Annotated in this window: 24 protein-coding genes and 2 tRNA genes; 13 read left to right on the top strand and 13 right to left on the bottom strand. The window is 58.1% G+C overall.

Features of this window, described 5'->3' with window-relative positions; genetic code table 11:
• Positions 1-2: 2 nt before the first annotated feature.
• Entirely contained in the window at positions 3-575 is a 573-nt protein-coding gene (locus tag HUV26_RS15810) for a hypothetical protein (protein ID WP_174411108.1), read from the bottom strand.
• Between the two features lie 633 nt (positions 576-1,208).
• On the opposite strand from HUV26_RS15810, the gene HUV26_RS15805 reads away from it, so the two are divergent.
• From HUV26_RS15805 to HUV26_RS15795, 3 genes are all read left to right on the top strand, one after another.
• The gene (locus tag HUV26_RS15805) at positions 1,209-3,458 is read left to right on the top strand and encodes a heavy metal translocating P-type ATPase (RefSeq protein ID WP_205245166.1); all 2,250 of its coding nucleotides are present in this window, start codon (positions 1,209-1,211) and stop codon (positions 3,456-3,458) included.
• Positions 3,459-3,649: 191 nt separating this feature from the next.
• On the top strand, positions 3,650-4,213 hold the full coding sequence (locus HUV26_RS15800; RefSeq protein ID WP_174411106.1) for a glycine cleavage system transcriptional repressor: 564 nt from the start codon (positions 3,650-3,652) through the stop codon (positions 4,211-4,213).
• Positions 4,214-4,331: 118 nt separating this feature from the next.
• The gene (locus HUV26_RS15795) at positions 4,332-5,702 is read left to right on the top strand and encodes a PFL family protein (protein ID WP_174411105.1); all 1,371 of its coding nucleotides are present in this window, start codon (positions 4,332-4,334) and stop codon (positions 5,700-5,702) included.
• Between the two features lie 135 nt (positions 5,703-5,837).
• Here the strand turns inward: HUV26_RS15795 and infA are convergent, their stop codons facing one another.
• The 3 genes from infA to HUV26_RS15780 all read right to left on the bottom strand — a co-directional run bounded on the left by infA (position 5,838) and on the right by HUV26_RS15780 (position 7,038).
• Positions 5,838-6,056 (bottom strand): translation initiation factor IF-1, encoded by a 219-nt coding sequence (gene infA, locus HUV26_RS15790; RefSeq protein ID WP_174411104.1) that lies wholly within the window; start codon positions 6,054-6,056, stop codon positions 5,838-5,840.
• 121 nt (positions 6,057-6,177) lie between these two features.
• A tRNA-Met gene (locus HUV26_RS15785) sits at positions 6,178-6,254 on the bottom strand.
• A 112-nt stretch (positions 6,255-6,366) separates the two neighbouring features.
• Positions 6,367-7,038 (bottom strand): metallophosphoesterase, encoded by a 672-nt coding sequence (locus tag HUV26_RS15780; RefSeq protein WP_174411103.1) that lies wholly within the window; start codon positions 7,036-7,038, stop codon positions 6,367-6,369.
• Positions 7,039-7,399: 361 nt separating this feature from the next.
• On the opposite strand from HUV26_RS15780, the gene HUV26_RS15775 reads away from it, so the two are divergent.
• From HUV26_RS15775 to HUV26_RS15750, 5 genes are read left to right on the top strand one after another with little or no spacing between them, the layout of a single operon-like run.
• Entirely contained in the window at positions 7,400-7,984 is a 585-nt protein-coding gene (locus HUV26_RS15775; protein ID WP_174411102.1) for a 5-formyltetrahydrofolate cyclo-ligase, read from the top strand.
• Complete coding sequence (locus HUV26_RS15770; RefSeq protein ID WP_174411101.1) at positions 7,975-8,727, top strand: purine nucleoside phosphorylase YfiH/LACC1 family protein; 753 nt, start codon at positions 7,975-7,977, stop codon at positions 8,725-8,727. The genes HUV26_RS15775 and HUV26_RS15770 overlap by 10 nt, the downstream gene beginning before the upstream one ends.
• A 4-nt stretch (positions 8,728-8,731) precedes the next feature.
• Positions 8,732-9,676, top strand: coding sequence for an aminodeoxychorismate/anthranilate synthase component II (locus HUV26_RS16870; protein ID WP_243451417.1), 945 nt, complete (start codon positions 8,732-8,734; stop codon positions 9,674-9,676).
• On the top strand, positions 9,648-11,312 hold the full coding sequence (locus HUV26_RS16865) for a chorismate-binding protein (protein WP_243451431.1): 1,665 nt from the start codon (positions 9,648-9,650) through the stop codon (positions 11,310-11,312). The genes HUV26_RS16870 and HUV26_RS16865 overlap by 29 nt, the downstream gene beginning before the upstream one ends.
• Positions 11,309-12,091, top strand: coding sequence for an aminotransferase class IV (locus HUV26_RS15750; protein WP_174411100.1), 783 nt, complete (start codon positions 11,309-11,311; stop codon positions 12,089-12,091). The genes HUV26_RS16865 and HUV26_RS15750 overlap by 4 nt, the downstream gene beginning before the upstream one ends.
• 159 nt (positions 12,092-12,250) lie before the next feature.
• Here the strand turns inward: HUV26_RS15750 and dinB are convergent, their stop codons facing one another.
• The gene (gene dinB / locus HUV26_RS15745) at positions 12,251-13,492 is read right to left on the bottom strand and encodes a DNA polymerase IV (RefSeq protein ID WP_174411099.1); all 1,242 of its coding nucleotides are present in this window, start codon (positions 13,490-13,492) and stop codon (positions 12,251-12,253) included.
• 177 nt (positions 13,493-13,669) lie between these two features.
• Between dinB and HUV26_RS15740 the strand changes: the two genes are divergently transcribed.
• Entirely contained in the window at positions 13,670-14,095 is a 426-nt protein-coding gene (locus tag HUV26_RS15740; RefSeq protein WP_174411098.1) for a 2-thiouracil desulfurase family protein, read from the top strand.
• A gap of 1,089 nt (positions 14,096-15,184) precedes the next feature.
• Complete coding sequence (locus HUV26_RS15735) at positions 15,185-15,385, top strand: hypothetical protein (protein WP_174411088.1); 201 nt, start codon at positions 15,185-15,187, stop codon at positions 15,383-15,385.
• Between the two features lie 226 nt (positions 15,386-15,611).
• On the opposite strand, the gene HUV26_RS15730 is transcribed toward HUV26_RS15735, so the two are convergent.
• A complete protein-coding gene (locus HUV26_RS15730) occupies positions 15,612-16,190 on the bottom strand; it encodes a flavodoxin family protein (RefSeq protein ID WP_174411097.1) in 579 nt (192 codons plus the stop codon).
• A gap of 294 nt (positions 16,191-16,484) precedes the next feature.
• Here HUV26_RS15730 and HUV26_RS15725 point away from each other — a divergent pair, with 294 nt between their 5' ends.
• The 3 genes from HUV26_RS15725 to HUV26_RS15715 all read left to right on the top strand — a co-directional run bounded on the left by HUV26_RS15725 (position 16,485) and on the right by HUV26_RS15715 (position 19,500).
• Positions 16,485-18,599, top strand: coding sequence for a sensor domain-containing protein (locus HUV26_RS15725; protein WP_174411096.1), 2,115 nt, complete (start codon positions 16,485-16,487; stop codon positions 18,597-18,599).
• Positions 18,600-18,719: 120 nt separating this feature from the next.
• Positions 18,720-18,795, top strand: a tRNA-Ala gene (locus HUV26_RS15720).
• A gap of 291 nt (positions 18,796-19,086) precedes the next feature.
• Positions 19,087-19,500: a GFA family protein gene (locus tag HUV26_RS15715; RefSeq protein WP_174411095.1), complete on the top strand. Its 414-nt coding sequence runs from the start codon at positions 19,087-19,089 to the stop codon at positions 19,498-19,500.
• A gap of 442 nt (positions 19,501-19,942) precedes the next feature.
• Here HUV26_RS15715 and HUV26_RS15710 read toward each other — a convergent pair whose 3' ends face one another.
• The 7 genes from HUV26_RS15710 to HUV26_RS15680 form a co-directional block, all read right to left on the bottom strand.
• Positions 19,943-21,313 carry an ankyrin repeat domain-containing protein gene (locus HUV26_RS15710; RefSeq protein ID WP_174411094.1) on the bottom strand — a complete coding sequence of 457 codons (1,371 nt, stop codon included), beginning with the start codon at positions 21,311-21,313 and terminating at the stop codon, positions 19,943-19,945.
• Between the two features lie 197 nt (positions 21,314-21,510).
• On the bottom strand, positions 21,511-21,831 hold the full coding sequence (locus tag HUV26_RS15705; protein ID WP_507762565.1) for an immunity protein CdiI family protein: 321 nt from the start codon (positions 21,829-21,831) through the stop codon (positions 21,511-21,513).
• 33 nt (positions 21,832-21,864) lie between these two features.
• On the bottom strand, positions 21,865-22,464 hold the full coding sequence (locus HUV26_RS15700) for a hypothetical protein (RefSeq protein WP_174411092.1): 600 nt from the start codon (positions 22,462-22,464) through the stop codon (positions 21,865-21,867).
• Between the two features lie 159 nt (positions 22,465-22,623).
• Positions 22,624-22,992: a hypothetical protein gene (locus tag HUV26_RS15695; RefSeq protein WP_174411091.1), complete on the bottom strand. Its 369-nt coding sequence runs from the start codon at positions 22,990-22,992 to the stop codon at positions 22,624-22,626.
• Positions 22,973-23,302, bottom strand: coding sequence for a hypothetical protein (locus HUV26_RS15690; protein ID WP_174411090.1), 330 nt, complete (start codon positions 23,300-23,302; stop codon positions 22,973-22,975). The genes HUV26_RS15695 and HUV26_RS15690 overlap by 20 nt, the downstream gene beginning before the upstream one ends.
• 280 nt (positions 23,303-23,582) lie before the next feature.
• Positions 23,583-23,906: a hypothetical protein gene (locus tag HUV26_RS15685; protein ID WP_174411089.1), complete on the bottom strand. Its 324-nt coding sequence runs from the start codon at positions 23,904-23,906 to the stop codon at positions 23,583-23,585.
• 12 nt (positions 23,907-23,918) lie between these two features.
• Positions 23,919-25,082, bottom strand: a 1,164-nt coding sequence (locus HUV26_RS15680) for a hypothetical protein (protein WP_205245165.1), incomplete at its 5' end; no start/stop codon positions are given.

The following is a 25,082-nucleotide window of genomic DNA, read 5'->3' as shown; positions in this document are numbered from 1 at the left end:
TCCTATCTACACTCCAGTTCCTTCATCGCGTCATCCCAAGAGACGAAATCTTCAGGAGTGCTTCTGCTCAGATTTTCCTGTGCGGCGGCGGCGTCTTCCTCGTCCTCCTCCAGCCAGAGAGTTACCTCGTGGTCTTCACCGACAAGAGCTCGGTAGGTGCTGTTGAGCGCCAATGCCTGCTCAATAGCACCAAGGTAGTAGGCAGCAGCTATTGCGGCATCAATACACGAGATGTCCAAAGGATCTTTCTGGTGCCCTTTCAGTGCTTCAGTCAGAGAGAGCGCAGCATCACCGCTATGTAAAAGGGAACACGCATAGTTCCTGTGGGCAAGGGGGCTGTGGGCGGAGAGGCGTATGGCTTTTTGGTGATACTTATGCATTTTTTCCAGATTACCCATGAGACAGGCGATAATGCCTAGGGCTTCGTATCCGGCCCGTTGGTCGGCTTTTTTAAGAAGCTCAGCTTCATGAATAAATCTAAGGGCTTCCAGCTCATCAATGGGCCTTGGGTCGTTGGCTCTTTCGGAAAGGGTGCTGATTAAGTCAGCTTCTTTTGTCTTCGCTATTGGTGGCATGGTCCGGCCTCCTCACCACCTGCTATACAGCCATCTGACAGCGTGTCAATGAATAGTGAACAAAAAATACCACGAGACCGGAGCCGTTATCAACGTCAAAATCCGTGGATAATGCGTGTGCCGTTGAGCAGTTTCCCCTCGCGGTTGCACGGGGGTACTTGACCGGGAAAGGGAAACGTCCTATCAAACATATGAACGAGTGTTCATGTGTTCGCAGGGAGCTGGGCGCGAGTACCCGCGCGCCGTGCTGTTACGGCGGAAATGGGGGTACATTTTCGGGTCCGGCAGTCCGTGCATGCCCCGGCAGTTTGTGAGCGGGCGTGCTGACGGACACGTTGCGGCAAGGTCGAATAGAAGAATTATTCAGGGAACGAGACTATGAGCGGCAGTTGCGATTCCAAGCAGCATATGGGTGGTACAGGAAATTCCGGTCACGGTGCCGGGTGTCATTCCGAACATGCGGCAGGGCACGGCACCTCTCCCTGTTGCGGCCATGATCACGCCCCCGGAACTGCTGCTGCACCCGGTGCACCGGGAGTGTCTGCATCTCCTGCATTGCCGGGAGCGGGTGCAAATTGCTGCGAGCATGACCATGCCCACGGGACTGTTCCTTCTTCGGGCAGTGCAGGGAGTATGGCGGCTGCCGCATTTGCGCGGCTTGGGTCGCCTTCTGCAACCGGGACGGGCGCACCGCAAGGCAATGCCCTCACAGCAGACGCATGCGGCTGTTCATGCTGCGATGCCCCGCCCGTGGAGTTTACCCGCCTTTCCGCTCCGCGTGCTGTGGCGGACGGTGTGCGCACGCCCATACGCATCATGCAGATGGACTGCCCGGTGGAAGAGGGGCTCATCCGTTCCAAGCTGGAAGGCATGCCGGGTGTGAAGCGTCTGGAGTTCAACCTGGTGCAGCGGGTGCTTACCGTGGTGCACGAACCCGCCGCTCTGGACGATATTGCAGAAGCCATACGCTCGCTGGGCTTCCAGCCGGAACTGCCCGATGCACAGGGCAGGCTTGCAGAAGCGGAAGAGACCCACAAGCCGTGGTGGCCGTTGGGGCTTGCCGTTACCGCCGCAGCCGCAGCCGAAGTGGTGCACTGGACCGCGTTGCCCCATTGGCTCGGTCTGGTGTTTGCGCTGCTGGCCATAGCCCTGTGCGGGCTGGGTACCTACCGCAAGGGGTTTGTCGCCCTGCGTTATCTGAACCTGAACATAAACGCCCTTATGAGCATTGCCGTGACCGGCGCCATGCTGCTGGGCCAATGGCCGGAAGCTGCCATGGTTATGGTGTTGTTCACCATTGCCGAGAAGGTGGAGGCCCGTTCGCTGGATCGTGCCCGTAACGCCATTGCCGGGCTGCTGCGGCTGGCCCCGGACCGTGCCACCGTGCAGCGGGAAGACGGCTCGTGGCAGGAGGTGGAGGCGTCCGCCATAGCGGTGGGCAGTGTGGTCCGTGTGCGGCCCGGAGAGCGCATTGCACTGGATGGTGAGGTGGTGCGGGGGCATTCCACCGTTAATCAGGCTCCCATCACCGGAGAGAGCATTCCCGTGGATAAGGCTCCGGGCGACAGGGTGTTCGCAGGCACCGTCAACGAGGCAGGAGCCTTTGAATACCGCGTGACCGCCGGGGCGGAAGATACCGCGCTGGCGCGCATCATCCACGCCGTGGAGCAGGCGCAGGGCGTAAAAGCTCCCACCCAGCGTTTCATAGACCGGTTTGCGAAGGTGTATACGCCCATGGTTTTCGCCGGGGCGCTGCTGGTGGCCGTTGTGCCGCCCCTGCTTGCCGGAGGCGGCTGGCAGGAATGGATTTACAAGGCGCTGGTGCTGCTGGTCATCGCCTGCCCGTGCGCTCTGGTTATCTCCACCCCGGTGAGCATTGTCAGCGGGCTGGCTGCGGCGGCCCGCAAGGGTATACTCATCAAGGGCGGCGTCTATCTGGAAGAAGGCCGCAAGCTGAGGTGGATAGCGCTGGACAAGACGGGCACCATAACCAACGGAAAACCCGTGCAGACCGACATGGAATGGCTTGACGGAACAGACGCGGCCCATGCGCGCGGCATTGCCGCAGGGCTTGCGGCGCTTTCCGACCATCCTGTCTCGGAGGCCATTGCGTATGCAGCGCAGGCGGACGGCGTGGCCCCCGCGCATGTGGACGGTTTTGCGGCATTGCCCGGCAGGGGCGTGCGCGGCACGGCAGAGGGAATTGTCTATCTGCTGGGCAACAGGCGGCTGGTTGAGGAGCACGGCACGCAGCCGCCCATGGTGGCGGAGCGCTTTGAGGCATTGGAACGGCAGGGCAGGTCTGTGGTGGCGCTTATGGGCGCAGAGCGGGTTTTGGGGTTGTTTGCCGTGGCGGACACGGTGAAGGAAACCTCCCGCGCCGCCATTGAAGACCTGCACACGCTGGGCGTGCACACTGTGATGCTGAGTGGCGACAATGCCCATATTGCGGAGGCGGTGGCCGCGCAAATGGGCATGGACAGGGCCTTTGGCGAGATGCTGCCGGAAGGCAAGCTTCAGGCGGTGGAAGCCCTTGGCAAGGAAGGACTGGTGGGCATGGTGGGCGACGGCATTAACGATGCTCCCGCGCTGGCGCGGGCAGACATAGGCTTTGCCATGGGGGCCATGGGTACGGATACGGCCATAGAGACTGCCGATGTGGCCCTGATGGACGACGACCTGAGAAAATTGCCTGCCTTTGTGCGCCTTTCGCGGGCCACGAGGAGTATTCTGGTGCAGAACATTGTGCTGGCACTGGGCATAAAGAGCGTATTTCTGGCCCTTACGCTGGCGGGACTGGGCACGATGTGGATGGCGGTGTTCGCGGATGTGGGGTCCAGCCTGCTGGTGGTGGCTAACGGCCTGCGCCTGCTGCGGGCCTGATTCGGTCCTGACGCGGGCCTGCTGCGAACCTGACGCGAACGCCATACGGCCCTCTCAGGCTATGGCTGCCGCAGCGAGTGTACAATAGACATCCCGCCATCGGTATTTCCGGTGGCGGGATGATTTTCTTGACATCGGGGCCGATGCCTAAGATGGTCTCGCGGTATATTCTCGTAGACAGGAGCACCCTGATGTATAAAGCAGTCGTATCCTTTCTGGGGCGGGACTGCCCCGGAATCGTGCATGCGGTTTCCAGCCTCATGACCGAACTGGATTGTAATATCGATGAAGTGAGCCAGACCATCCTGCACAGCGAATTTGCCGCCATTCTTATTGTGGACGTGCCGAAGGCGCTGGCGCTGGAAACCCTGCACGCCAAGCTGGAAGCGGGACTCAAGACCCGTAACGTGGACCTTGCGGTGACCACCCGGCTGTTCGACGGCGTGAAGTGGAACGATGGCGCGGCGGAACCCTTTGTGGTGACGGTGGACGGTCCGGACCGTCCCGGCCTTATTTCCGGCATAACGGGCGTGTTCGCCCGCAATAAGGTGAACATAGAGAATCTGAAGGCCGTTATGCCCGGTGGCAAGAGTAACGGGCAGGCACTCATCGTGTACGAGGTGGCGCTGCCCCACCATGTGGACCCTGCCGCCCTGCGCGCGGAGCTGCGTGCCGCTGCGGACGTGCTGCAGGTGCGTGTGGGCATGCAGCACCGGGATATTTTTGAGGCAGTGCACCGGGTGCAGCCCGTCTGAGCCGTATAGGCGAAGAATGGCCGGAATATGCCCGGTTCATCGCGCACGAGGAGCCGCTCGGTAAGCCGCGGGTACGCCAAGCCGGGATCAAAACGTTTTTTCAGATAAGGAACCGAATATGCTGACGGATCGTGAAGTACTCAGCACGCTGAACATGCTGCGCAACGAACATCTGGACGTGCGCACCGTCACGCTGGGCGTGAGCCTTTTTGACTGCGCCAGCGACAATTTCGACACCTTTGCAGACAAGGTGCGGGCCAAGATTCACCGCTATGCCGAAAAGCTGGTGGCAACCTGCGATGAGGTGGGCGATAAATACGGTATTCCCGTGGTGAACAAGCGCATCAGCGTGAGTCCCATGGGGGTGGTGTGCGCCTCGTTTTCGCCGGACCAGATGGTACGCGCCTGCAAGGTGCTGGATGAAGCCGCCAAGGCAGCAGGCGTGAACTTTCTGGGCGGATTCGGCGCGCTGGTGGAAAAGGGCATGACGAGAGGTGACCGGGCGCTTATCGATTCATTGCCGGAAGCTTTGTCCGTAACCGATTGTGTTTGCTCCTCCATTAACGTGGCCTCCTCGCGCAGCGGCATAAACATGGACGCCGTGGCCCTGATGGGCGAAACCATCAAGGCCATAGCCGAGCGTTCCGCAGACCGCGACGCCATAGGCTGCGCCAAGCTGGTGGTTTTTGCCAACATTCCGCAGGATGTGCCTTTCATGGCGGGCGCGTATCTCGGTGTGGGTGAGCCGGAGGTAGTAATCAACGTCGGCGTTTCCGGTCCCGGCGTGGTGAAGAAGGCCATTGACCGGGCCATGGAGAGCAATCCGAACCGCACGCTGAGCGATATTGCCGAAGTGATCAAGCGCACGGCCTTCAAGGTCACGCGTGTGGGCGAGATTATCGGGTCCGAGGTGGCAAACCGCCTTGGGCTGCCTTTCGGTGTGGCAGACCTTTCGCTGGCGCCTACCCCAGAGGTGGGTGACTCCGTGGGTGAAATCTTCCAGAGCATCGGGCTTTCGTCCATCGGGGCTCCGGGCTCCACCGCCGTGCTTGCCATGCTTAATGACGCGGTGAAGAAGGGCGGGGCGTTTGCCTCTTCCCATGTGGGCGGGCTTTCCGGCGCGTTCATTCCGGTTTCCGAAGATTCCAGCATTGCCGCCGCAGCCGCATCGGGCGCGCTGACCATGGAAAAGCTGGAAGCCATGACCAGCGTGTGCTCCGTGGGGCTGGACATGGTGGCTGTTCCCGGTGCCACCTCTGCCACCACGCTTTCCGCCATTATCGCGGATGAGATGGCCATAGGCATGATCAACAACAAGACCACGGCCGTGCGCATTATTCCCGTGCCGGGCAAGGTGGTGGGCGATCTGGTCAGCTTTGGCGGTCTGCTGGGCGAGGCGCGCATCATGGCGGTTCCCGGCGGCACGGCAGATACCTTCATCAAGCTGGGCGGGCGTATTCCGGCCCCCATACACAGCCTGAAAAACTGACGTTTCCGGGCGTATACGGCTGGCGCGCTCAGCGTAAACGGCACGTAGATATGACAAACAGCCCCCCGGTTCCTTTCGGAGCCGGGGGGCTGTTTTGCGTCGCAGGTCTGTCGGTTGAAAACCTACCCTACTACCCTACCGGGGGCGGAAGGTGATGCGTCCGCGGGAAAGGTCGTAGGGCGAAAGTTCCACAGTCACCGTGTCGCCGGGAAGAACCCGGATACGGAATTTGCGCATCTTGCCGGATATGTGGGCCAGCGTTTCCAGACCGTTTTCAAGTTGTACCTTGAACATGGCGTTGGGCAGGGCTTCCATCACCTGGCCGTTCACTGCAATGGCGTCTTCTTTGGCCATGGCGTCCTCCTTGGGAAAAGGGCAGGTTCCGTGACCATCTGCGAATCGATGCGGAAAGAAACTTGCCGTTGGGAAAAAGATGAACCCCCCTGCCGGTACAGCCGGAACAGGGGGGTAAATTTGGTAGCGGGGGCCGGATTTGAACCGACGACCTTCGGGTTATGAGCCCGACGAGCTACCGAGCTGCTCCACCCCGCGTCATGTAGCTTTGTTGAAGCAGGCTGCGCCTGAAAGGCGTTCCCGCTCAGGGACGACATATGTATACATACGCCCCGGCACTGTCAATCAGAAAATTGGAAAAACATGAATTTCATGCCAGCATGTGCAGTTCCGCCTGCAATCCCTCAGCCATATTGCGGATGACGGCATACCCGCCCGCAGAAAGGGTGCCCGTGTTGATCAGTGTGGTCCTGCCCAGCTTGCCGGTGGCGCGGGATTCGTGGATGTGCCCGCACAGGCAAATATCCGGCTGGTGTTCCTCAATAAACTCGCGCACGGCGCGGCTGCCAACATGCACGCCGGAGGAGATGCGGTCGCATTCCGTATTGAAGGGCGGGGTATGCGAGATGAGGATGAGGCGGCGGAAGTGGCGCGCATCGCGGTACGCCTGTTCAAGCCATTCGGCTATGCGGGAGTCGGGAAATTCCGAAGGCGTGCCGAAGGGGGTGAAGGTGGATGTGCCTACTCCCATCAGCCCTACGCCGGGAGCAATCTCGCGCGAGCGGATGTGGATGTTCCAGCCGTTCTCCTCCAGATAGGTGGTGACCTCCGCACGGTCCATGTTGCCTATCTGGGCGTAGACGGTTTGGTTTACTTCCGCCACGGCGCGCAGAACCCGCTCTGCCTGCTTCACGCTGCCGCCCACGGTGAGGTCGCCGGAAAGGATGACGCCTGCGGCCTGCCGGATGCCGGGAATGGCGTGAATGCGTGATATGTCGTCGTGGATGTCGCCGAATCCGATCCAGTATTCGCCGCTTTGCATGGAGTACGTTCCTTGTTAGGGTCGCGGCACCGGGCGGTATTTGCTCCGGTGTTTGCCGTGTTCACAGTATCGCAGGGGGATGCGGCGTCACAATAGTTTTTTCGGCCATTGGGAAAACGGGACCGGACGAGTGTGGACGATTGTGGACGAAACCGGACGAGGCTGAACTGGACTGAATTTGGCTGGTCTTGATCGAACTGGATTGAACTGGGTGAACTGGGTGAACTGGTTGCATAGGACTGATCTGGACTGAACGGGATTCAACAGGGTTGAACAAGGCAATAAGAGTTCGGGCGAGTTGGGGGGGGATTAGAATGAGCCTGATGGAATCTGATGAGTACAATATATATGATGGCACCTGATGAATAAGCAGTCGCTACGGAAAACACTGCTGGCCTTGCGGGATGCCCTGCCGCCGGAGACGGCGCAGGAGAACGGCGTGGCCGCGCAGGAGCGTCTTTTGGCGCAGGACCTGTGGCGCAGGGCGCGGCAGGTTTTGCTGTACATGCCGCTGCGCAATGAACTGGACACCACGCTGCTGGCGCGCAGGGCGTGGACGGAAGGAAAAAGCGTGCTGCTGCCGCGCGTGAATCCGCAGTGCAGGGGAGAGATGTGCCTTGCCCTGTGCGGCGGAGAGGATGAACTGGTTCCCGGTGGGTTCGGGCTGAAGGAGCCGGACGCGGAGCGTTGCCCTGCGTTGCTGCCTGATGACCAGGCGTTTTGTCCGGAGCTGGCGGTTATTCCCGGCGTGGGGTTTGATACGGCCGGAAACAGGCTGGGGTTCGGCGCGGGGTATTATGACCGCTATCTGGCGCACCCCTCCATGAGCGGCACTGTGCTGGTGGGCTTTGCTCACGCCTTTCAGGTTGTGCCCGCCATACCCGCCGACCCGTGGGACAGACCCGTACACGCGCTGTGCACAGAGAAGGAGTTCCTATGGCTGTAGACTATATTCCGTTCCGCTTTCCCGGCATTGATTCCGTGCGCTGCGCCTTTCAGACCCGGTGCGGCGGTGCGGGCGGGGAGGGGCCTTTTGGCGGGGCCAATATTTCGCATGACGTGGGCGATGCCCCGGATACGGTGGCGGAAAACAGGCGGCTGCTCATGGCGGGGCTGGGGGTGGATTCGTGGTGTGAACTGAAGCAGGTGCACGGAGACGTACTGGTGTTTGACCCGTCTTCCGTACCGCCGGATGCGCCCGGGACCACAGAGGCAGACGGTGCCGCCACGGATGAACCGGGTAGGGTGCTGGTCATTAAGACGGCGGATTGCCAGCCCATTCTGCTGGCCCATGCCGGTGGCGGGCATATTGCCGCGCTGCATGCGGGCTGGCGGGGCAACCGCATGGGGTTTGTGCAGACGGGCGTGGCGCGGTTCTGCGAGCGCTACGGGCTGGATCCGGCAGACGTGCGGGCGGTGCGCGGACCGAGCCTTGGCCCCGCCATGGCGGAGTTCGTGAACTTTAGCATGGAGTGGGGGCCGGACTGGACCCGATGGCATGACGCTGCTGCGCGGACCATGGACCTGTGGAGCCTGACCCGGCATCAGCTTATGCAGGCGGGACTGAGCGAGGGGAGCATCTTTGGGCTGGACCTGTGCACCCACACCCTTGAGGGGATGTTCTTTTCCTACCGCAGGGAAAACCGGTGCGGGCGGCAGGCTTCCCTTATCTGGATAACGGCGGAGTAGCCGCGTGCGCATTCTGCTGGCGGACAACAACGACAGCTTTACCCGCAATCTGGAGCACCTGCTGGTGGCAGCCACCGGGGGGCAGGTGCAGGTGGTGCCCTATGCGCGGCTGCGGGACATACGACGGAACGGCGGGCCGGATTGCTGGCCGGATAGTTGGCCGGAGAGCAGAACAGGTACAAGGCCCGATCTGGTGGTCATTTCGCCGGGGCCGGGGCATCCGCGCGAGTATCCCGCTTATGCGGACATTATAGACAGCGGTGTGCCTGTGCTGGGTATCTGCATGGGGATGCAGGTACTGAATCATCACTTCGGGGGCGAAACGGCGCGGCTGCCCGCGCACCCGCAAAACGGGGCGGGCGGCGTGCACGGCAAGCAGGCCCGCATTGTCATGGAAGGCAGGGGGCGTAGGGTTGCGCGGTATCATTCGTTGCACTGCTCGCGTCTGGGGCAGGGTCTGCGCGTTATTGCCACGCTGTGCCCGGAGGAAGACGAGACGCCGGAAGGCTGCACTGCCGGGGTACAGGGATCTGTGGTGCTTGCCAAGCCTGTCGGGACTGTCGGGGCTGACAAGCCTGTTGAGGCTGGCAATTTTGTCGGGATTGGCAAGGCTGTCGAACCTAGCAAGGCAGCTAAGTCTGTTGACACTGCCAAGTCTGTCGAGTGTGCGGCGTCCCTGAGTTCCGCCGAGTCCGTCGAGTCTGGGAACCCCGTGCAATCCGCGAACGCCGTGATCGCCGGGAAATCACGTGTGCCCCCGGAGTCTGTGGAGCCTGTGGAGTCCGTGGAATCTGTGGAACCAGTGGCATATGGCGGGGCCGGTATTGTTATGGGGCTGTGTCACGAGTCGCGCCCGCTGATGGGATTGCAGTTTCACCCGGAATCGTTTCTTACCCCGGACGGGGAGTGGTATATTGCCCATGCGTTGCGCTTTTTCCACAACCGTTAGCGTCGCGGCACTGCCCGCCCTGTTCCTGCGTCTGGCGCAGGATTTTGGTGCAGACATGCTGCTGGGCGGCGTGACCCGTGAGGGCACGGCAGAACCGCAACTGATGTGGCGGGGAGAACCGCAGCGCTGCATTGTGGGCGTGGACCCGGCGCGGGAACTGGTGGTGACGGCCCGTACCGCTGCGGAGGAGGTGCGCGGATTCTGCCTTGACGTGCCCGGAGAGGCACTGCGCAGGGTGCTGCCTGCTTCCATGGGGTATCTTGCCTACACCTACGGATTGACCCGTTACGGTATTGCCAGTGCCAAACCGCAGTCGCTACCGCAAGGACATGTGCGCCAGTATGCGGTGCTGCTGTATCTGACCCCTGCTGCTGCCGATGACCGCAGGAGCTACGGAAGCTACGGAAGTCACGGGAGCCACGGGAGTCAGGATGGCCCGAATAGCCCGAAAACCGAGGATAGCCCGGCGGGACGGGGAACAGTGCTGGTGGAGTGCCATGCGGCGGAAGAGGCGCGGCACGAACGGCTGCGCGCGCTGGAAGATGTGTGCGCCCGTTTTTCCGTTTCCGCACCGGATGCCAAGTACGCCAAGTACGCCAAGTACGCCGGGGACGCCGGGGACGGACGGAGCGGCGGGACGCAGCAGGCATGGACCGGGGCTTCTCCGGCGTGGAAAGGCCGTATTGCCCGGTCGCTGGACGCCGCCGCCTACATGCGCGGCGTGGAGGAGGTGCTGGAGTGCATCCGCAACGGCGACACCTACCAACTGAACCTCTCCATCAAATTCATGGCGGACCTGCACGGGACGGGATTTGATCCGCTGCGGCTGTTCCTGCACCTTTGGGAGACCTCGCCCGCCCCGTTTCACGCCTGGCTGAACACCGTGGGCGGTGCGCAGGGGCAGGGAGGTGCCTTGCGCGTGCTCTCCACCTCGCCGGAACGGTTTGTGCGGGTGCGTGCGGGGGAGGTGCTGGCACAGCCCATTAAAGGGACGCTGGCATTCGGAGCAAGTGCCGGGGCGGGAGAGGCGCGCGCTTTGCGGGGGAATGCTGTGCCGGGGGGGGCTGCAGCGGGACAATCGGAGGGTTCGGGGGAATGGGGCGGTTCGTGGCAGGGGGACTATGTGCCCGGCATGGAGCGGCTGCTCACGGAGTCGCCCAAGGAGAGCGCGGAACTTTCTATGATCACGGACCTTATCCGCAACGATATTTCCACCCGCTGCGAGTATGGCAGCGTGCATGTGCCGAGGCATAAAGCCACCTTTGTAGTGGATTCGCTCATTCAGATGTACTCTGATGTGCGCGGCACCCTGCGGCAGGATGCCACCTGTCTGGACCTGCTGCTGGACGCCTTTCCCGGCGGCTCCGTGACCGGATGCCCCAAGCGGCGTACCATGCGCATTATTGACCGGCTGGAGCCGCACAGCCGTGACCTGTATTGCGGCAGCGTCTTCTGTGTGGAGGATGCGCGCACCATGGACAGCAGCATAGCCATACGCACGGGATGGTACGATGAGCAGGCGGAGACGCTGAGTTTTTTTGCGGGGAGCGGCATTGTGGCGGATTCTGACCCTGAACGTGAATACGCGGAAACCCTTGCCAAGGCGGGCAAGTTTTTACGGGTGCTGGAAGGATGATCTACTACAGGAACGGTCAGCTGCACGAAGGGGGCATACGGCAGGATATAGGCTCACCCGCCTTCCGGTTCGGGGCGGGGGTGTTTGAAACCTTGCTGTATAACGGCAGAAACCTGTGCCGCCTGCCTGCGCATCTGGCACGGGCACGGCGGAGTCTGGAATTTTTCGGGCTGACGGAGCCAGAAGCATCCTATGGGGACGCCCGTTACGCGGAAGCCATTGCCGCTGTGCTGCGCGCCAACGGGCTGACGGAGCGTGCGGCGCGGGTGAATATCTTTTTCCCCGCAGAAGATGAGTCGGGCACCGTGGTGCCCGTGATTGCCGCAGTGCCCTATGCGCCGCAACCGGACAAGACGTACCGTCTTGCGCTGGCTTCCGTTGCCGTGCAGCACCCCTATTTTGCCCACAAATCCATGAATGCCATGTTCCACTGGATGGAGCGTCGCAGTGCCCAGGCGCTGGGGTATGACGACGCGGTGCTGGTGCATCAGGACGGCGTGCTGCTGGAAACGACCACGGCGGCGTTGGTGTTCGGCGACGGGACCAGCCTGTGTACTCCCGGCAGTGCGGACAGGCTGGAGTCTACCGCGCTTGCCGCAGCGCGCGAGGTTACCCCCATTGATGGCTGCACCGTGCGGGCGAGCACTGCGGGCGGGTTTCGCCATGCCTATGTGCTGAACTCGCTCATGGGCATGCGGCCCGTGGTGTGGCTGAATGGCGTGGAGTACGCACCGGATGAGGCCACCTGTGCCCGCCTGACCGAGGTTATCTGCAGCTGAAGGTGGCCGGGGCGAAGGCGGCAGGGGAAGGCTGAGGCGGCCTGCGGGCCGAGCGAAGAAGGCAGGCTGCCGGTGCGTGCGCAGACGGTGAAAGGAAGTGAAATCGTTTAGTATGTCTTTTTGTAGTATGAATTGTACTACAGAGTGACGCGAGTTTGTCTACTTATCGAAATCGAAGAGCCGCCCGCGCGTTATGGCATCGCGTCCGAACTTGTCGCGCAGGGCATCCAGCGCCCGGTCCAGATTACGTTGCTTCTCCGTGGCAACCTTGCCGCCTGTCTGCCCACCCGCACTGCCGTCCAGCAGGCTGAGCTGCTGCGGTCCGCGGTCGTAGTTGGAAAGTCCCACCCCGATGAGGCGCACCTTCTGCCGCAGGGGCACGGCATCCAGCAGTTCGCACGCGGTTTGAAAGATGATCTCTGTGGAATCTGTGGGCTCCGGCAGGCTGCGGCTGCGGGTGATGGCGGTGAAGTCCGCATATTTGAGCTTGAGCGTGACGGTGCGCCCCTTCACGCCCATGCGCCGCTGCCCGGTTCCCACCCGTTCCGCCTGACGCAGGAGCCATTTTTTAAGCAGTTCGCGGTCGTCTGTGTCTTCTGCAAAGGTGTTTTCTGCGCTTTCTGACTTTGCCTCGTAGCCTGTTTCCACCCCCCGCCCGTCCAGCCCATGCGCCCTGCGCCACAGGGACAGCCCCCCCTTGCCGAAGCGGCGTTCCCAGAAGCTTTGCGGGTACTGCTGCGCATCGCGGCAGGTGCGCACGCCCAGTTTTTCCAGTTCTTCCAGAAACCGTTTGCCCACACCGGGAATGCGCGCCACGGGCAGGGTGGAGAGAAAGCCGGGCACGTCGTCCGGCTCCAGTATGAACAGCCCGTCGGGCTTGTTGTGGTCTGAAGCTATCTTGGCAAGAAACTTTACGGGAGCGATGCCGATGGAGCAGGCAAGCCCCACGGTCTGCCGGATATCCTGCTTGATGCGCAGGGCTAAATCGCGCGGGGAGCCGAAGAGGCGTTCCAGCCCGGAGGCGTCCAGATAGGCTTCGTCGATGGATGCCGGTTCTACCAGCGGGGAATAGGAGGAGAGGAGGTTCATGATCTGCCGGGAGATTTCCGCATAGCGGGCCATGTTGCCGCGGGTGTAGATGCCGTGGGGGCAGAGTTTTTTTGCCCGTGCAATGGGGATGGCGGAGCGCACGCCGAAGGTGCGTGCCTCGTAGGAGGCGGCGGAGACCACCCCGCGTTCACGCCCGCCCACGATGACGGGCTTGCCGCGCCATTCCGGGTGGTCCAGCTGCTCCACGGAGGCAAAGAAGGCATCCATGTCCAGATGCAGGATGCGTCTTTGCGGGGGCTGGCTCAGAGCCGGTTGGGGCGTGTCCGGGGATATGGCTGGGGGCGTGTGCATGAGGAAGGCATAGCAGTTTTTTGCGCGTTGCAGAAGCGGTGGGGGAGTGATGTGCAATCCGCTATCGGCAGGTCGTTGCGGCGGCGTGCAGGGTGCGCTATAGCTGACCGCCACACTATGGCCGCGCCGCGTGCCTGACGGAAGGTGCCCGGAGCGGATGAAACAGGGAGAGTGCTCATGGAATATGTTGTTAGCGCCTGCCTTGCAGGCTGCCACTGCCGTTACGACGGCAAGACCACGCCGGATGAACACGTGCTGGAGCTTGTGCGGCAGGGCAGGGCACTGCCCCTGTGTCCTGAACAACTGGGAGGACTGCCCACCCCGAGGTCTCCCTTTGAGCTGCTGCAGGGGTGCGCGCTGGACAGGGACGGCAATGACATAACGCCTGCCATGCTCCACGGCGTGGATGAGGCCATGCACCTTGTGCGGCTGGCGGGCTGCACGCGGGCGATTTTGAAATCCCGCTCGCCTTCGTGCGGGTTCGGCATCATTTATGATGGAACCTTTTCCGGTATTCAGGTGGCAGGCAACGGTCTGTTTGCGGACCGCCTGCACCGTGAAGGGGTGGTGGTGGAGTCTCTGGACGCAAGCCCCGTGGACTGAGGGACTGAGAGACTGAGGGAGTGAGGGACTGAGGGAGCAGCCGCAGGTTGCTGCAAGAGTCATCTGCGACGGGCCAAGTTTTGCGCAGCCTGAATATGCCCTTTGAAAATACAGGGGTATACTGCAAGCGGTCTGCCGTATATTTTTCCGGGCCGGTTGTGCGCGGGGATCTGCTCATCGGGCGATAATGGGGTGCTTTTGTGCAAAAAGGGGATTATTGCACAAGTGCAGTGCATGCAGCAGATGTTTGTGCAACATGTTGCGCAGAAAGTTGCACAAGTGAAGGCGAAGGAACGAAGGCTTTTTGTGACTAGCTGAAATTGCAGGACAAAATTGTTTGGCACGGTGTGTGCTATAAGAAGACCAGATACGGCGAACATGTCTTCTCCCTCTGAGAGAATCTGAGAGAACAGGCGGATGGAGAAGGACGCAACGGTCGGGTGGAAGAGGTGTCCTTTGTGGCAGAAGGCAGCATTTCCGAATCCTGACCGGATAAACAGAACGCTAGGCTTGAACGTTTCCTCACACGTTGGCTCGGGCCGGATTCGACATCTCCGGCCAACTGCGCACCTGACGCTTTCCCCCTTTGGCGGCGGGCGCGCAGACCGACTCCAGATGCTGCGGTTCCTGAATCCCTACGCAGGGACCGGCAGACAGGTATGCTCCCTTGGAAAGACGGTTTCCTCCTCTCCGTCTTTCCGCCGATCGACAGGATACCCGGCAGGGCTTCAACGCGCGAAGCCCTGCCCAGCAAAACAGGCGGAATGATGTTCCGCATGACATAGAGATTGACGGCAGTGTCTGCGGGGGAGACCAGAACCACGCGGCACTGCACGAACGGATAGTTTGAAACATGCATTGACTCCTCCTTCCCATGCCTCTGTTCCCCGGTTGCGGCTTTGCCCACGGTCGCAACCAGCCTTAGACAAGCGAAGCGACCTCCTAAGCGAGCTCCCCGGTTCCTCACGGAACCGGGGAGCCTGCGTTTGGAGGGGCAACATTCGGTTCACGTTGACACAGGCCTGCCCTGCCCGTAGGCTTGCGCAACCGTAACCGCAAGGATTGCGCATAGTTCACAAGGAGATACCCATGTCTAAGACCCCAGACGACAACAAGGAAATGCCCAACTATCTGGTGCGGGGCATACTCATAGGCGGAGCAATGGGCACCTTTGCCCATCTGGCAGGGTTTATGGATAATCTGCCTCGCGCGCTGGCTCTGGGTATGGTGGCCGGTTTTCTTGCGGGCATTACCCTTGCCCACAAGCATAAGAACCGGAACAAGAAGTAGGAAGAAAAGACATCCGCAAGCTCCGCAACCCCCATGTATTCAGGGAGGCGGGTGCCTGCGGATGCTGTTTCTGTGCGCTGAACGGGGCCACCAGTTCCTGTCGGGCCAGATAGGGTCGGATAGGGCCAGATAGGTTCCGGGCAGCTTTTCGCGATGCCGCCTCTGGTCGTTATGTCCCGCCTTAGCCGGAACAACGGGCTTTACCGGTTTAACCGGAACATCCGGATCAGCGTCCCTCTATAGCCTTCATCAGCCACGCCATGGTCTCGCCCAGATTGCGCATGTTGTTCATACCTTCCTCATCGGCGGTGACCTGACCGGGGCCAAGGCCGTAACCCATGTTCCAGTAGGTGGAGCCGGGCACGATCATCTGGCTGATCTGGAAAAAGTGGTTCATGGTGTCGAACACATGGGTGGCTCCCCCGCGCCGGACCGCCACCACGGCTGCGCCCACCTTGCGGCGAAGCTGTGCACCGTTGCCCAGCGTGACAAAGCCAGCGCGGTCTATGAGTGCCTGCATTTCTGCCGTTACGTCCGTGAAGTAGGTGGGGGAGCCGAGCAGGATGCCGTCTGCCTGACGCATCTTTTCCACGTAGTCGTTGAGATCATCGTTTTTTATGGCGCATTTGCCGTCTTTGCGCTCTCTACACTTCATGCAGGCGATGCAGCCCCGAAGCCCCGTGCCGCCGATGCGCACCAGTTCCGTTTCTACGCCCGCCTCTTCCAGAGGAACAAAGACCGCCTTTATCAGATGTTCCGTGTTGCCGCCCTCACGCGGGCTGCCGTTAAAAGCCACTACTTTCATGGTTCCTCCGTATGGTCTGGGGATGGTTGTGCCGTATATGCTGTTCTTATGGTATTTCACGGTGCGGCGTATCGTGCAAGTACCCACTTTTTTGTTGAATAGTACCCAAAAACATACCAGCCATGTGCGGTTTTTTGGCTCCTTTTCCGCGGTCTTTCTCCCCGACGGGGGGTGGTCGTATGCATTGTCAAAACAGCGTGCTATGCCTGACGTGCCGCGAGAGGAAAAATATCGTTGGGAAATGTGCGGCGGCATGGCAGAATGGGAGCATTACACACTCATGCAGGGTACCCTATGTTTTTGACTCTTCATATATACGGAACAGCTACAGGAACAGTGGCAGGGATGGTGCGCAGAATGCTGCACGGTGGCGGTGTGCGGACGTTTTTTCAGGCGGCGCGCGCCCGCGCCCGCCTGCCTAGCCATGCAGACCTGCTTAGCCCGTTCAGTCCGCTCAGCCTTTTTAGCCTGTTCGGTCTGTTCAGCCTTTTCACCCTGTTCAGTTTGCCCGCTTCCGGCGCGCAGGCCTCTGCAGGGAAGGGGGTAGCCGTGCAGGGCGGGGCAGGGCCGTTGCTGATAGGGGCGGGGATTTTGGCTGCGGTGTGGGCTGTTTCTCTGTGGGTGGTGGCGCGCAGGGCAAGGCGGGATGAGCGGCGCGTGCAGCGCAGGGAGGCGGACGTGCTGCGCGAGCAGTACAGCCGTGCGCTTTATGCCGCCGAGCGCGAGGCGGAACGGTTCCGTTCGTTGTTTGATCTGGCGCAGGTGAGCATCTTTCGCTCAACGCTGGACGGCAAGCGTTTTATCATTGCGAATCAGGCCTGTGCCGAATCGTTGGGCTATGCGGATGTGGAGGAACTGTTGCGGCTGGCGACACCTACCCGGCTGTATCAGGACCCCCGGATGCGTGACGTGCTGCTGGATGTGCTGCAGTTGCACGGGCGGGTGGATAACATGGAGCTGGAACTGCGTCGCAAGGACGGCGGATCGTTGCATGTGATGATGACGGCCACACTGCACAAGGAAGAAGGCTATTTGCAGGGTGCCGTCCTGGATGTGACCGAATACAAGGAAGCCGAGCGCATGCTGCGCGAAAGCCACACCTTTTTGCAGAATATTCTCAATGCCATGCCGACGCCTGTGTTTTTTAAGGACGCAGAGGGGCGTTATCAGCTTGTGAACCTGGCGTTTGAGCACCTGTTTGGGCAAAGTGCCGAGCAGGTGCTGGGCAAGAGAGTGTTTGACGTAGCGCCGCGGGCGTATGCGGAAAAATATTATCAGATGGATGCTGCGCTGTTAGCCTCGTGCGGGCCGGCGGTGCAGCAGTATGAGTATCAGGTGGTGTCGGCGGGGAGCGTTCGCGACGTGATGTTCAACAAGGAATCTATGTTCAATGAGGATGGGGGGTTGATCGGCCTTGTGGGCGTGATCATGGACATAACCGACCGCAAGCGTATGGAGAATTCTCTGCGCAGGGCAGAGGAGCGCTATCGCGCCCTGTATATGAATGCGGCAGAAGGGATTTTTACCGCATCCATGGAAGGCGTGTTTCTTGGCGTGAATCCTGCCATGGCCGGAATGTTTGGCTATGATTCGCCGCAGGCCATGCGGGTGCAGGTGCGTGATGTGGGGGCGCAGCTTTTTGTGCAGCCCGAGCAATATGCCGAATTGCAGGAGCGGTTGCGGGCGGAGCGTGTGGTTTCTGGCTTTGAGGCGAAGGTGGTGCGCGCGGATGGTGCTGTCTGGTGGGCTTCGATCAGCGCGCGTGGCATGTTCGGGCTGGGGGACAGGCTGGAGCGCATTGAGGGACTGGTAGTGGATGTGACCGTGCAGAAGCAGTCGGCAGAGGAGTTGGCGCGGCTGGTTATTACGGACCCGCTTACGGGCATTGCCAACCGCATAGGCATGAACCAGCATCTGGAGAAGACCCTGCGGCAGGGGGCGCGTTCCGGGTGCAGGGTGGGGCTGCTGTTTATTGATCTGGACGGGTTCAAGCCCATTAATGATCAGTTCGGGCACAGGGTGGGGGATATGGTGCTTGCGCAGGTGGCGGAGCGGTTGTGCGCACGGCTGCGCAGTGCAGACCTAGCCGCCCGGGTGGGCGGGGACGAATTTTCTGTGGTGCTCTGGGATGTGGGTGATTGTGCCGCAGTGGAACGGGTGAGCCGCGAGTTGCTGGCATCGCTTGGTGAGCCGTATGACTGCGATGGTACGCTCTGTTCCGTGGGAGCGAGCATGGGAGCCAGCCTGTATCCCGCGCATGGCACTACCGCAAGTGATCTGCTCAGCGCGGCGGACAGCGCCATGTATGAGGCCAAGCGCGCACGTGCGAGGTTTTGTATGGCAGCGGAGCCGCATGCGCCAGAAGAGAATGAGGGGGCGGAATGCGTGCAGATTCCGGCAGGGAAGTAGCCACTTTGTGCAGTGCCGTTTTCAGGGCGGACGCTCCCGGCAGTGCAAGAAAAAGCAGCTGGGAGAGTATTTCCTGTTGACATCAACAGGCCACTTGGTTACTTACCTCTTCCACAGCGTGGGGCTGTAGCTCAGTTGGGAGAGCGCTTGAATGGCATTCAAGAGGTCATCGGTTCAATCCCGTTCAGCTCCACCACGCGAATACAAGCGGTTATGTCGAAAGACGTAACCGTTTTTTTCGTTGTCGCGTCCGTTTATCCCCTCAATCCGCATGGCTCCGCGCGGTATATGGCGCGCGTCAAGCATGCCGCACCAGTCCGGCAAGCTCACCTACCCAAGCGAATAGCGGCTCTGTGTGTCTGCTTCTGCGAAAGAGCTATACGTTCTTTAAAAGCTTCGTGGTGGTGTTTGCTTCTTGAGTAGGCTGACGTTATGCTTTTTTCTGCTCCAGCTCAAAAAGCAGACGTTATGTAATGGAGGAAGCAGAATGAAACATGCAGGGGCCTGTTTGTGCGGCAAGGTAGCATTTGAGGTGGAAGGTGGTTTTGATAGTTTTTATCTCTGTCATTGCGAGCGATGCCGCAAAGACACTGGCTCAGCGCATGCTGCAAATCTGTTCTCTTCCACAGCCAAGTTGCGATGGTTATCTGGCGAAGAGGACGTACGGACGTTCAATTTTAACTCAACAGGGCATATAAAGAGCTTCTGCATTCATTGTGGTTCTGCACTGCCGAATATCCAAATGGATGGGGCTCTTCTCGTCGTGCCTGTGGGCAGTCTCGACAGCGAAGTGCCGATTCGGCCGGATGGTCATATTTTCATCGCAAATAAGGCCAATTGGGATTCAGGTTTGGAGAATGTGCCTATGTTTGAGCGACTTCCTGATGAGAATGAAGAGTGAGCGGGAAGTCATCGGTTCAATCCCGTTCAGTTCCACCAAATTTTTCAAGGGCTTAGGTCGAATTGACCTAGACCCTTTTTTCGTGCTGCTGAATGTCAGCGATTGCTGACGAGGCTGATTTGCGCGGTAGGCGCTTGGGATGATTGGGGCCTGACCGTGCACCACTGCTGAAGGTTGGGCATTCAGCGGCGGGGCAGGCTGCGGGATGCGCTCGGCAGTGCGGTTGTGAGGCGGACAGGGTTACTCCAGCTAGCAGCGGGCAGGGCTAACGCCTCCTGCATCAGCAGCATAGCCCTGAAGCTCGTGCCGGGAAGTGTCGGCTGCGTATCCGGTTCAGGAGGGCAACACCAAACAACAACCGCGCGAGCCGCGCAATCACATACATTCTTCACGATACCTCTCCGTGTCATCAGGTTATAAAGCAGAGCCTCCGCAACGCCCGCTAATTGACCGGCACCACATTCAAGCCCTTGTCCATTCTTATCTTCTGCATATCGCGCAGCACATGGGCGCTGTACTCTTCCGGCTGCTGCACCATGGATGGATGCCACGCAGACGAAACCACTACAAAAGTGTCCTTATATCTTCCGGTGTACAGGCACATCTCAAAATCCGAAGCTTCGCTTTTCAGGTGGCTCAAAAGGTGACCTTCCGCCTTCTCGATGGTCTGCACAGCAAGACTTCCGCCAGCTTCCTTCCGAGCATGGGCTATCCACGCTTCCGTGAAACTCTCCAGCGTCACGCCGCTTCCATAGAAGCCGCCCAGAACCATCTTCCGGCTCCACGTCTCAAAGTTTTCCCCTCGCGGAATAACCTCATGCATTATGACACCGGGATTGTTCTTGCTCCGCACCGCCAGATCTTCCATAGTTTCAACAGTCTGAGCCCATATCGGAGCGGGATAGGTAAGCGAAACCTCATGCATGATAACGTTACCCGTCATCGGCACCGTGCGGGGAGGCGATGTGGTGATGTTAGGCGGGTGTGTGGCAAGCACAGCGGGGCGTTGCGCATCCGGAGGAATCTTCACCGTCATGCCGCGCTTTTCCACAAAATCAACACAACGCCAGAACCACATGTATTGCGGCGCAGAAGGAACAAAATTCCATGGCTGACGCTCCAAAGGAAAATCCAGCGCTGTATTTACCCCAAAGCCATAGCTGGTGGTTGCAGTAATCGCGACCCCCTGCTCCAGCAAATAATAGGCAAGCTCATAGTCTCCTGTGAGCATTACGTCTGCAACAAATGGAAGATTCCCGAACGTGTTGTAATCAATCTCTGCACCGGCATTCACCAGCATGACAAAGGCCTCACGCGACTTAACAGCAATAGCCGACTGAAGTGGCCTATACAGGCGCTCCGGATGGGCAAGATTGGGGTCCGCCTTGCCTATTTCCAGAATTGCCTTGAGATAGCGCAGACCTATCACGGGCGACTGCTCAATGGAAAAATGCAAAAAAGACACTTTTCTGTTAGAAAAAATAGTCGGGTCCGCGCCGAGCTTCAGCAGATGAACAAACCCCTCATAATTGGGGTGCATCAGCACCCAGTAGGGCAGGGTTACGCCGTATGCCCCTCTGGCGTTCACATCCGCCCCGACAGCCACAAGCTCATCCATCTTTTTGATATTGCCCTTTGATGCGGCAACAGCCAGCTGCTGCTCAAGCGGCATACCCGGCAACATTTCCTCTATACTCATAGACCGCAGCGGCACAGACGACTTGCGATGCGGCGAGGATGTATTATTCGATGCCATGCATGCCGTAAGCGAAAGAAGGAGCATGCACGCAACCGCAAATCTAACGAACTTCATATCCGGACTCCTATGGTACAATGCCGAATCCCCCCCTGCACTCCCGGCAGCATGAGGCAGGCAAACGCCTCCTCAGCCTGGCAGCACAGCCCCCCGGTGCTCGTGCCGGAAAGTGTCGGCAACGTATCCGGTTCAGGAGGGGCAACACCATCCCAGACCCCAAAACGATCTCACCAGCAACCAACCTCAATCAGTTATCAAGCGTCATACAACCGAATAGGCGTATGCGTCAGGTCGTACTCATCTGGGAGTTCGTCTTTAAGTCTTTGAAGTAAGAACGCACCCTCTTCATTGAAAGCTTCGTCAAGCAATCTGCTTGCCAACGTGCTGGAAAATCCAGAATTCTGTGCAACTGCACTATCATACGTTGCTTGATATGTTCTATTCCACAAAGCAAGAGCCTTTTGCAATTCAACGCTAACAGGAAGATCTTCTGGCTCAATAGTATCTACTCCATCGTCATAAATAATCCATATGCCGGAGCACGTATACTCTAGAAATAGCCTTATTGTTTTCATCACTTTATGTCCTTTATGCCTTTTGATTAGCATCTACAACAAATTCGTTGTCTGAAATTGTTTCTGCAAAGCAGTGAGCATCCTCTGCGCCACTTCGCCAGGAACATTCTCAAGCGTGCCGTGCTGCTGCTCCAGTGCAGCAAGTTCAGAAATAACCTTGGCCTCGTATGGGTTTGCGGCACTGATTTGCTCAGCCAGCCCCTCCTCCGTAACACCCTGAGCCTTCAAAGACTCCATCAACTCGGCCTGAGCTTCAAGACTCTTTGCGATTGGTCCATCGGGCAGAGCCTTTTTGACAATCTCAGCGATTTTCCTCAAATCGCTCCGTATCCCCTCAAACCCGCTGGCAATTTCCTTAATTGCAGCCGGGTCGATATACACAGAAACAACCGTCTCGGAATCCTTGGTAATCTCCTGCGCACGGGCAAGGTCGCGGTTCAGCCCTTCAAGCCCTGCGTTGGGGTCAGAACGAATGATGATGGTGCCTTCACCAATGGTGGCGCGGTTGATCTGGCGGCGGTCTTTGGAGGAATAATCCACACTCACGGAACCCAGCGAAACATCCTTTGCACCCACCTGCTCCGGTGCCTTGGGGCCATCCACGCCGCCGTTATGGCTTCCGGATACACTCACCCCCACACTGACATTGCTGGCCGTGTCGTGATCGTGAATGTCAGCATAGGTCAGGGTGTTGGTGTCCAGCGTCAGGGAAGGGGGAGAAATGAAGAAAGGCTGCCCGGAAAGGGGCAGCCCGAATATTTCGTTGCCGGAAGCGATTCTGCAAAGTGAATACTATTTCTGTCCGTTTTGCCCATCTATCAACAAAGTTGATATTCTGCTAAACAAATCAATACATTCGTGGAAAGTATATCCAAGCGTCGTGTGGAACTCGTTGTATTCAAAAAAATCAAACATAACAGCCCTAAACGTCTCAAACGTTGCAACCCACTCCTCTTTCGCAATGTCTCCATAGAACATTACTCTATTGGATTTTATGCTTTTCTTCAATTTTTCAAAAGCACATTCACATTTATATTTGTTATACTTAAAGAAGTCACTGTATTCAGATGCATTAAATCCATGCAGGACCTCGTTAAGCATACTGCGTAATAGCCTTGCATCTTGATCAGATATTTCTGTTCTATTCCAGGCTGTTATCATAGTAGTCCTTTCCATTGTCAGGGCGGAAACAAGCTCCACCATCTTTATCCTTGGGGCTTGTTATAACTAGCGTCTCCGTTTTGTCATCCCAATAACCTTGACGTCCATTAGCTAATTGTTTCGTTTCACTGGGATTTTTAATGATGCGCTCAATTAGTTCTTTGAACTCCCTTTCATCACTCACTATCCCATAAAATTCGCCTTTCTTGACTACATGCTTCCCCCATGCATACCCCTTGGCAATCTTTTCTGCCAACTCAGCAGCATCCTGATTACCACTATTAATCACTAGATTGGAATTATCAATCACCCCACTCTGATCCGGCGTAATATGCGCTGTGCCAGAGCCGCCACCCTGATCAGGGGTTACCTGCGGGCCAGAGCCAACGCCTCCCGCACCAGCAGCATAGCCCCGGTGCTCGTGCCGGGAAGTGTCGGCTGCGTGTTATCATGGTTTGGGGTTTGCGGCACGCTACGGCCTTCCGCAAATCATGGGGCCAGGAGATATTGCCTGAACAAGACAACACAGCCGAAGAGCGGCGGCACCTCGCGAACACAAACCCTACGCAGGTCGGGGCCACTCCAACAATCTACACTCTAACAATTTCCACACCATGCTTATCAACAAAATCCTTGACATCATTAATGTAAACATATCCCAAGTTACTAATAATGTTATCCCAATCAGGAGCTTTACCCCTCTCTATCAATCCAATTGATTCAATATAATCCATGAATCCAATAAAATCATTTTTCATAAAAATACTTTCTGGATCAGTCCATGTTGATTCACACTCTTCGCACACAAACACGATATCACCTGTTTTTTTTAATAATATTTTTTCTATTCTTCCATCCTCAAATGAAGTGCAATATACAACGCCATTCTTATCAACAAACAATGAATCACCCATTCTACACTCCAATCATTTTACGGGATATGCAGACACTATTTCTGATGTACCAGCGCGAGTGACAATTCGAACACTGTGCTCACCCTGTGTCCCAACCACTCTCCCCATATTAACCACATGGACATATGCTCTTCCATCAGTAAATCCCACTCCCTTGTTTACCCACGCTTCATCAAGCAAACCAAGCAACTGTTCTCTTGGCACACTAAAAACTGAATGCTTAGTTTTTTCTGAATTTTCCTCACAATGAGCTAACACATGCTTTATTCTATTCCCAAATTCTGCATTTCGGTCTGGCCCATACACCAACCCAGCTGGCGAGGTCCATGTCTTCGTTGCCTTGTCGTATGAGAGCTTAACACTCCCCGCACCAACGCCGCCACCCCCAAGGGACGCCTTACTCCCGACAATCGCGCCAATGCTCCCGGCTAAAATGCCTATCCCAAACTCTGCTGCAGCAACATCATTTTCGAACTGATCCCTAAACCCAAAACTATCAACATTTGGAGCCACTATAGATGATGACAAATTATACCGAAGCTGAGAAGCAACTTCTGTCGCAATCTCTGTCTTAGCCTGCTCAATATATCCTCCAAAAATTGTATCCTTAGCAACATCTCCCGCTACTGAGATTGCCGTTTTAATTGGGCCGAAAAGTAGAGTTTGCAATCCAAGCAAGGCCAGCGCAGCTTCTTCTTTGTATGGAATGCTTTCAAAATAATCTTTTGCAGAACCTAGAGCAGTTAGAACCTTGACACCAACAGGAGTCGGAGCGTTCAGGTATATATCTATATACAGCTCGCCATTCTCAATTCGCGTTGCACCTTTTTCCTGGTATATGGAATTTATACCGCCATTATCAAGAGCGTACTGAACATCAGCCAGTTGAGTTAAAACCTTTTGAAACTCCGGATCCTTCATTAGTGCGGCTATATCCTGATCCTTTGCTCCTCCGCGTATCATATTCTGCATGGCCGAAAGGCCAGCTTCGCCCAAGTGCTTCATGTCAGGAGGAAGGGCAGCTGTGAACGCTTTATATTCCCGGGCTAACTGCTGGAGCTCTTCACCTGCGCTCTTGAATCCCTCGACAACCCCCTCAAACCCGCTTGCAATTTCCTTAATTGCAGCCGGGTCGATATACACAGAAACAACCGTCTCGGAATCCTTGGTAATCTC

The sequence above is a fragment of the Desulfovibrio psychrotolerans genome, assembly GCF_013340305.1.
In the GTDB taxonomy this organism is placed as follows: Bacteria; Desulfobacterota; Desulfovibrionia; order Desulfovibrionales; family Desulfovibrionaceae; genus Halodesulfovibrio; species Halodesulfovibrio psychrotolerans.
Note: the sequence above shows the minus strand (reverse complement) of the source record. Positions and strands in the feature narration are given on the sequence as shown.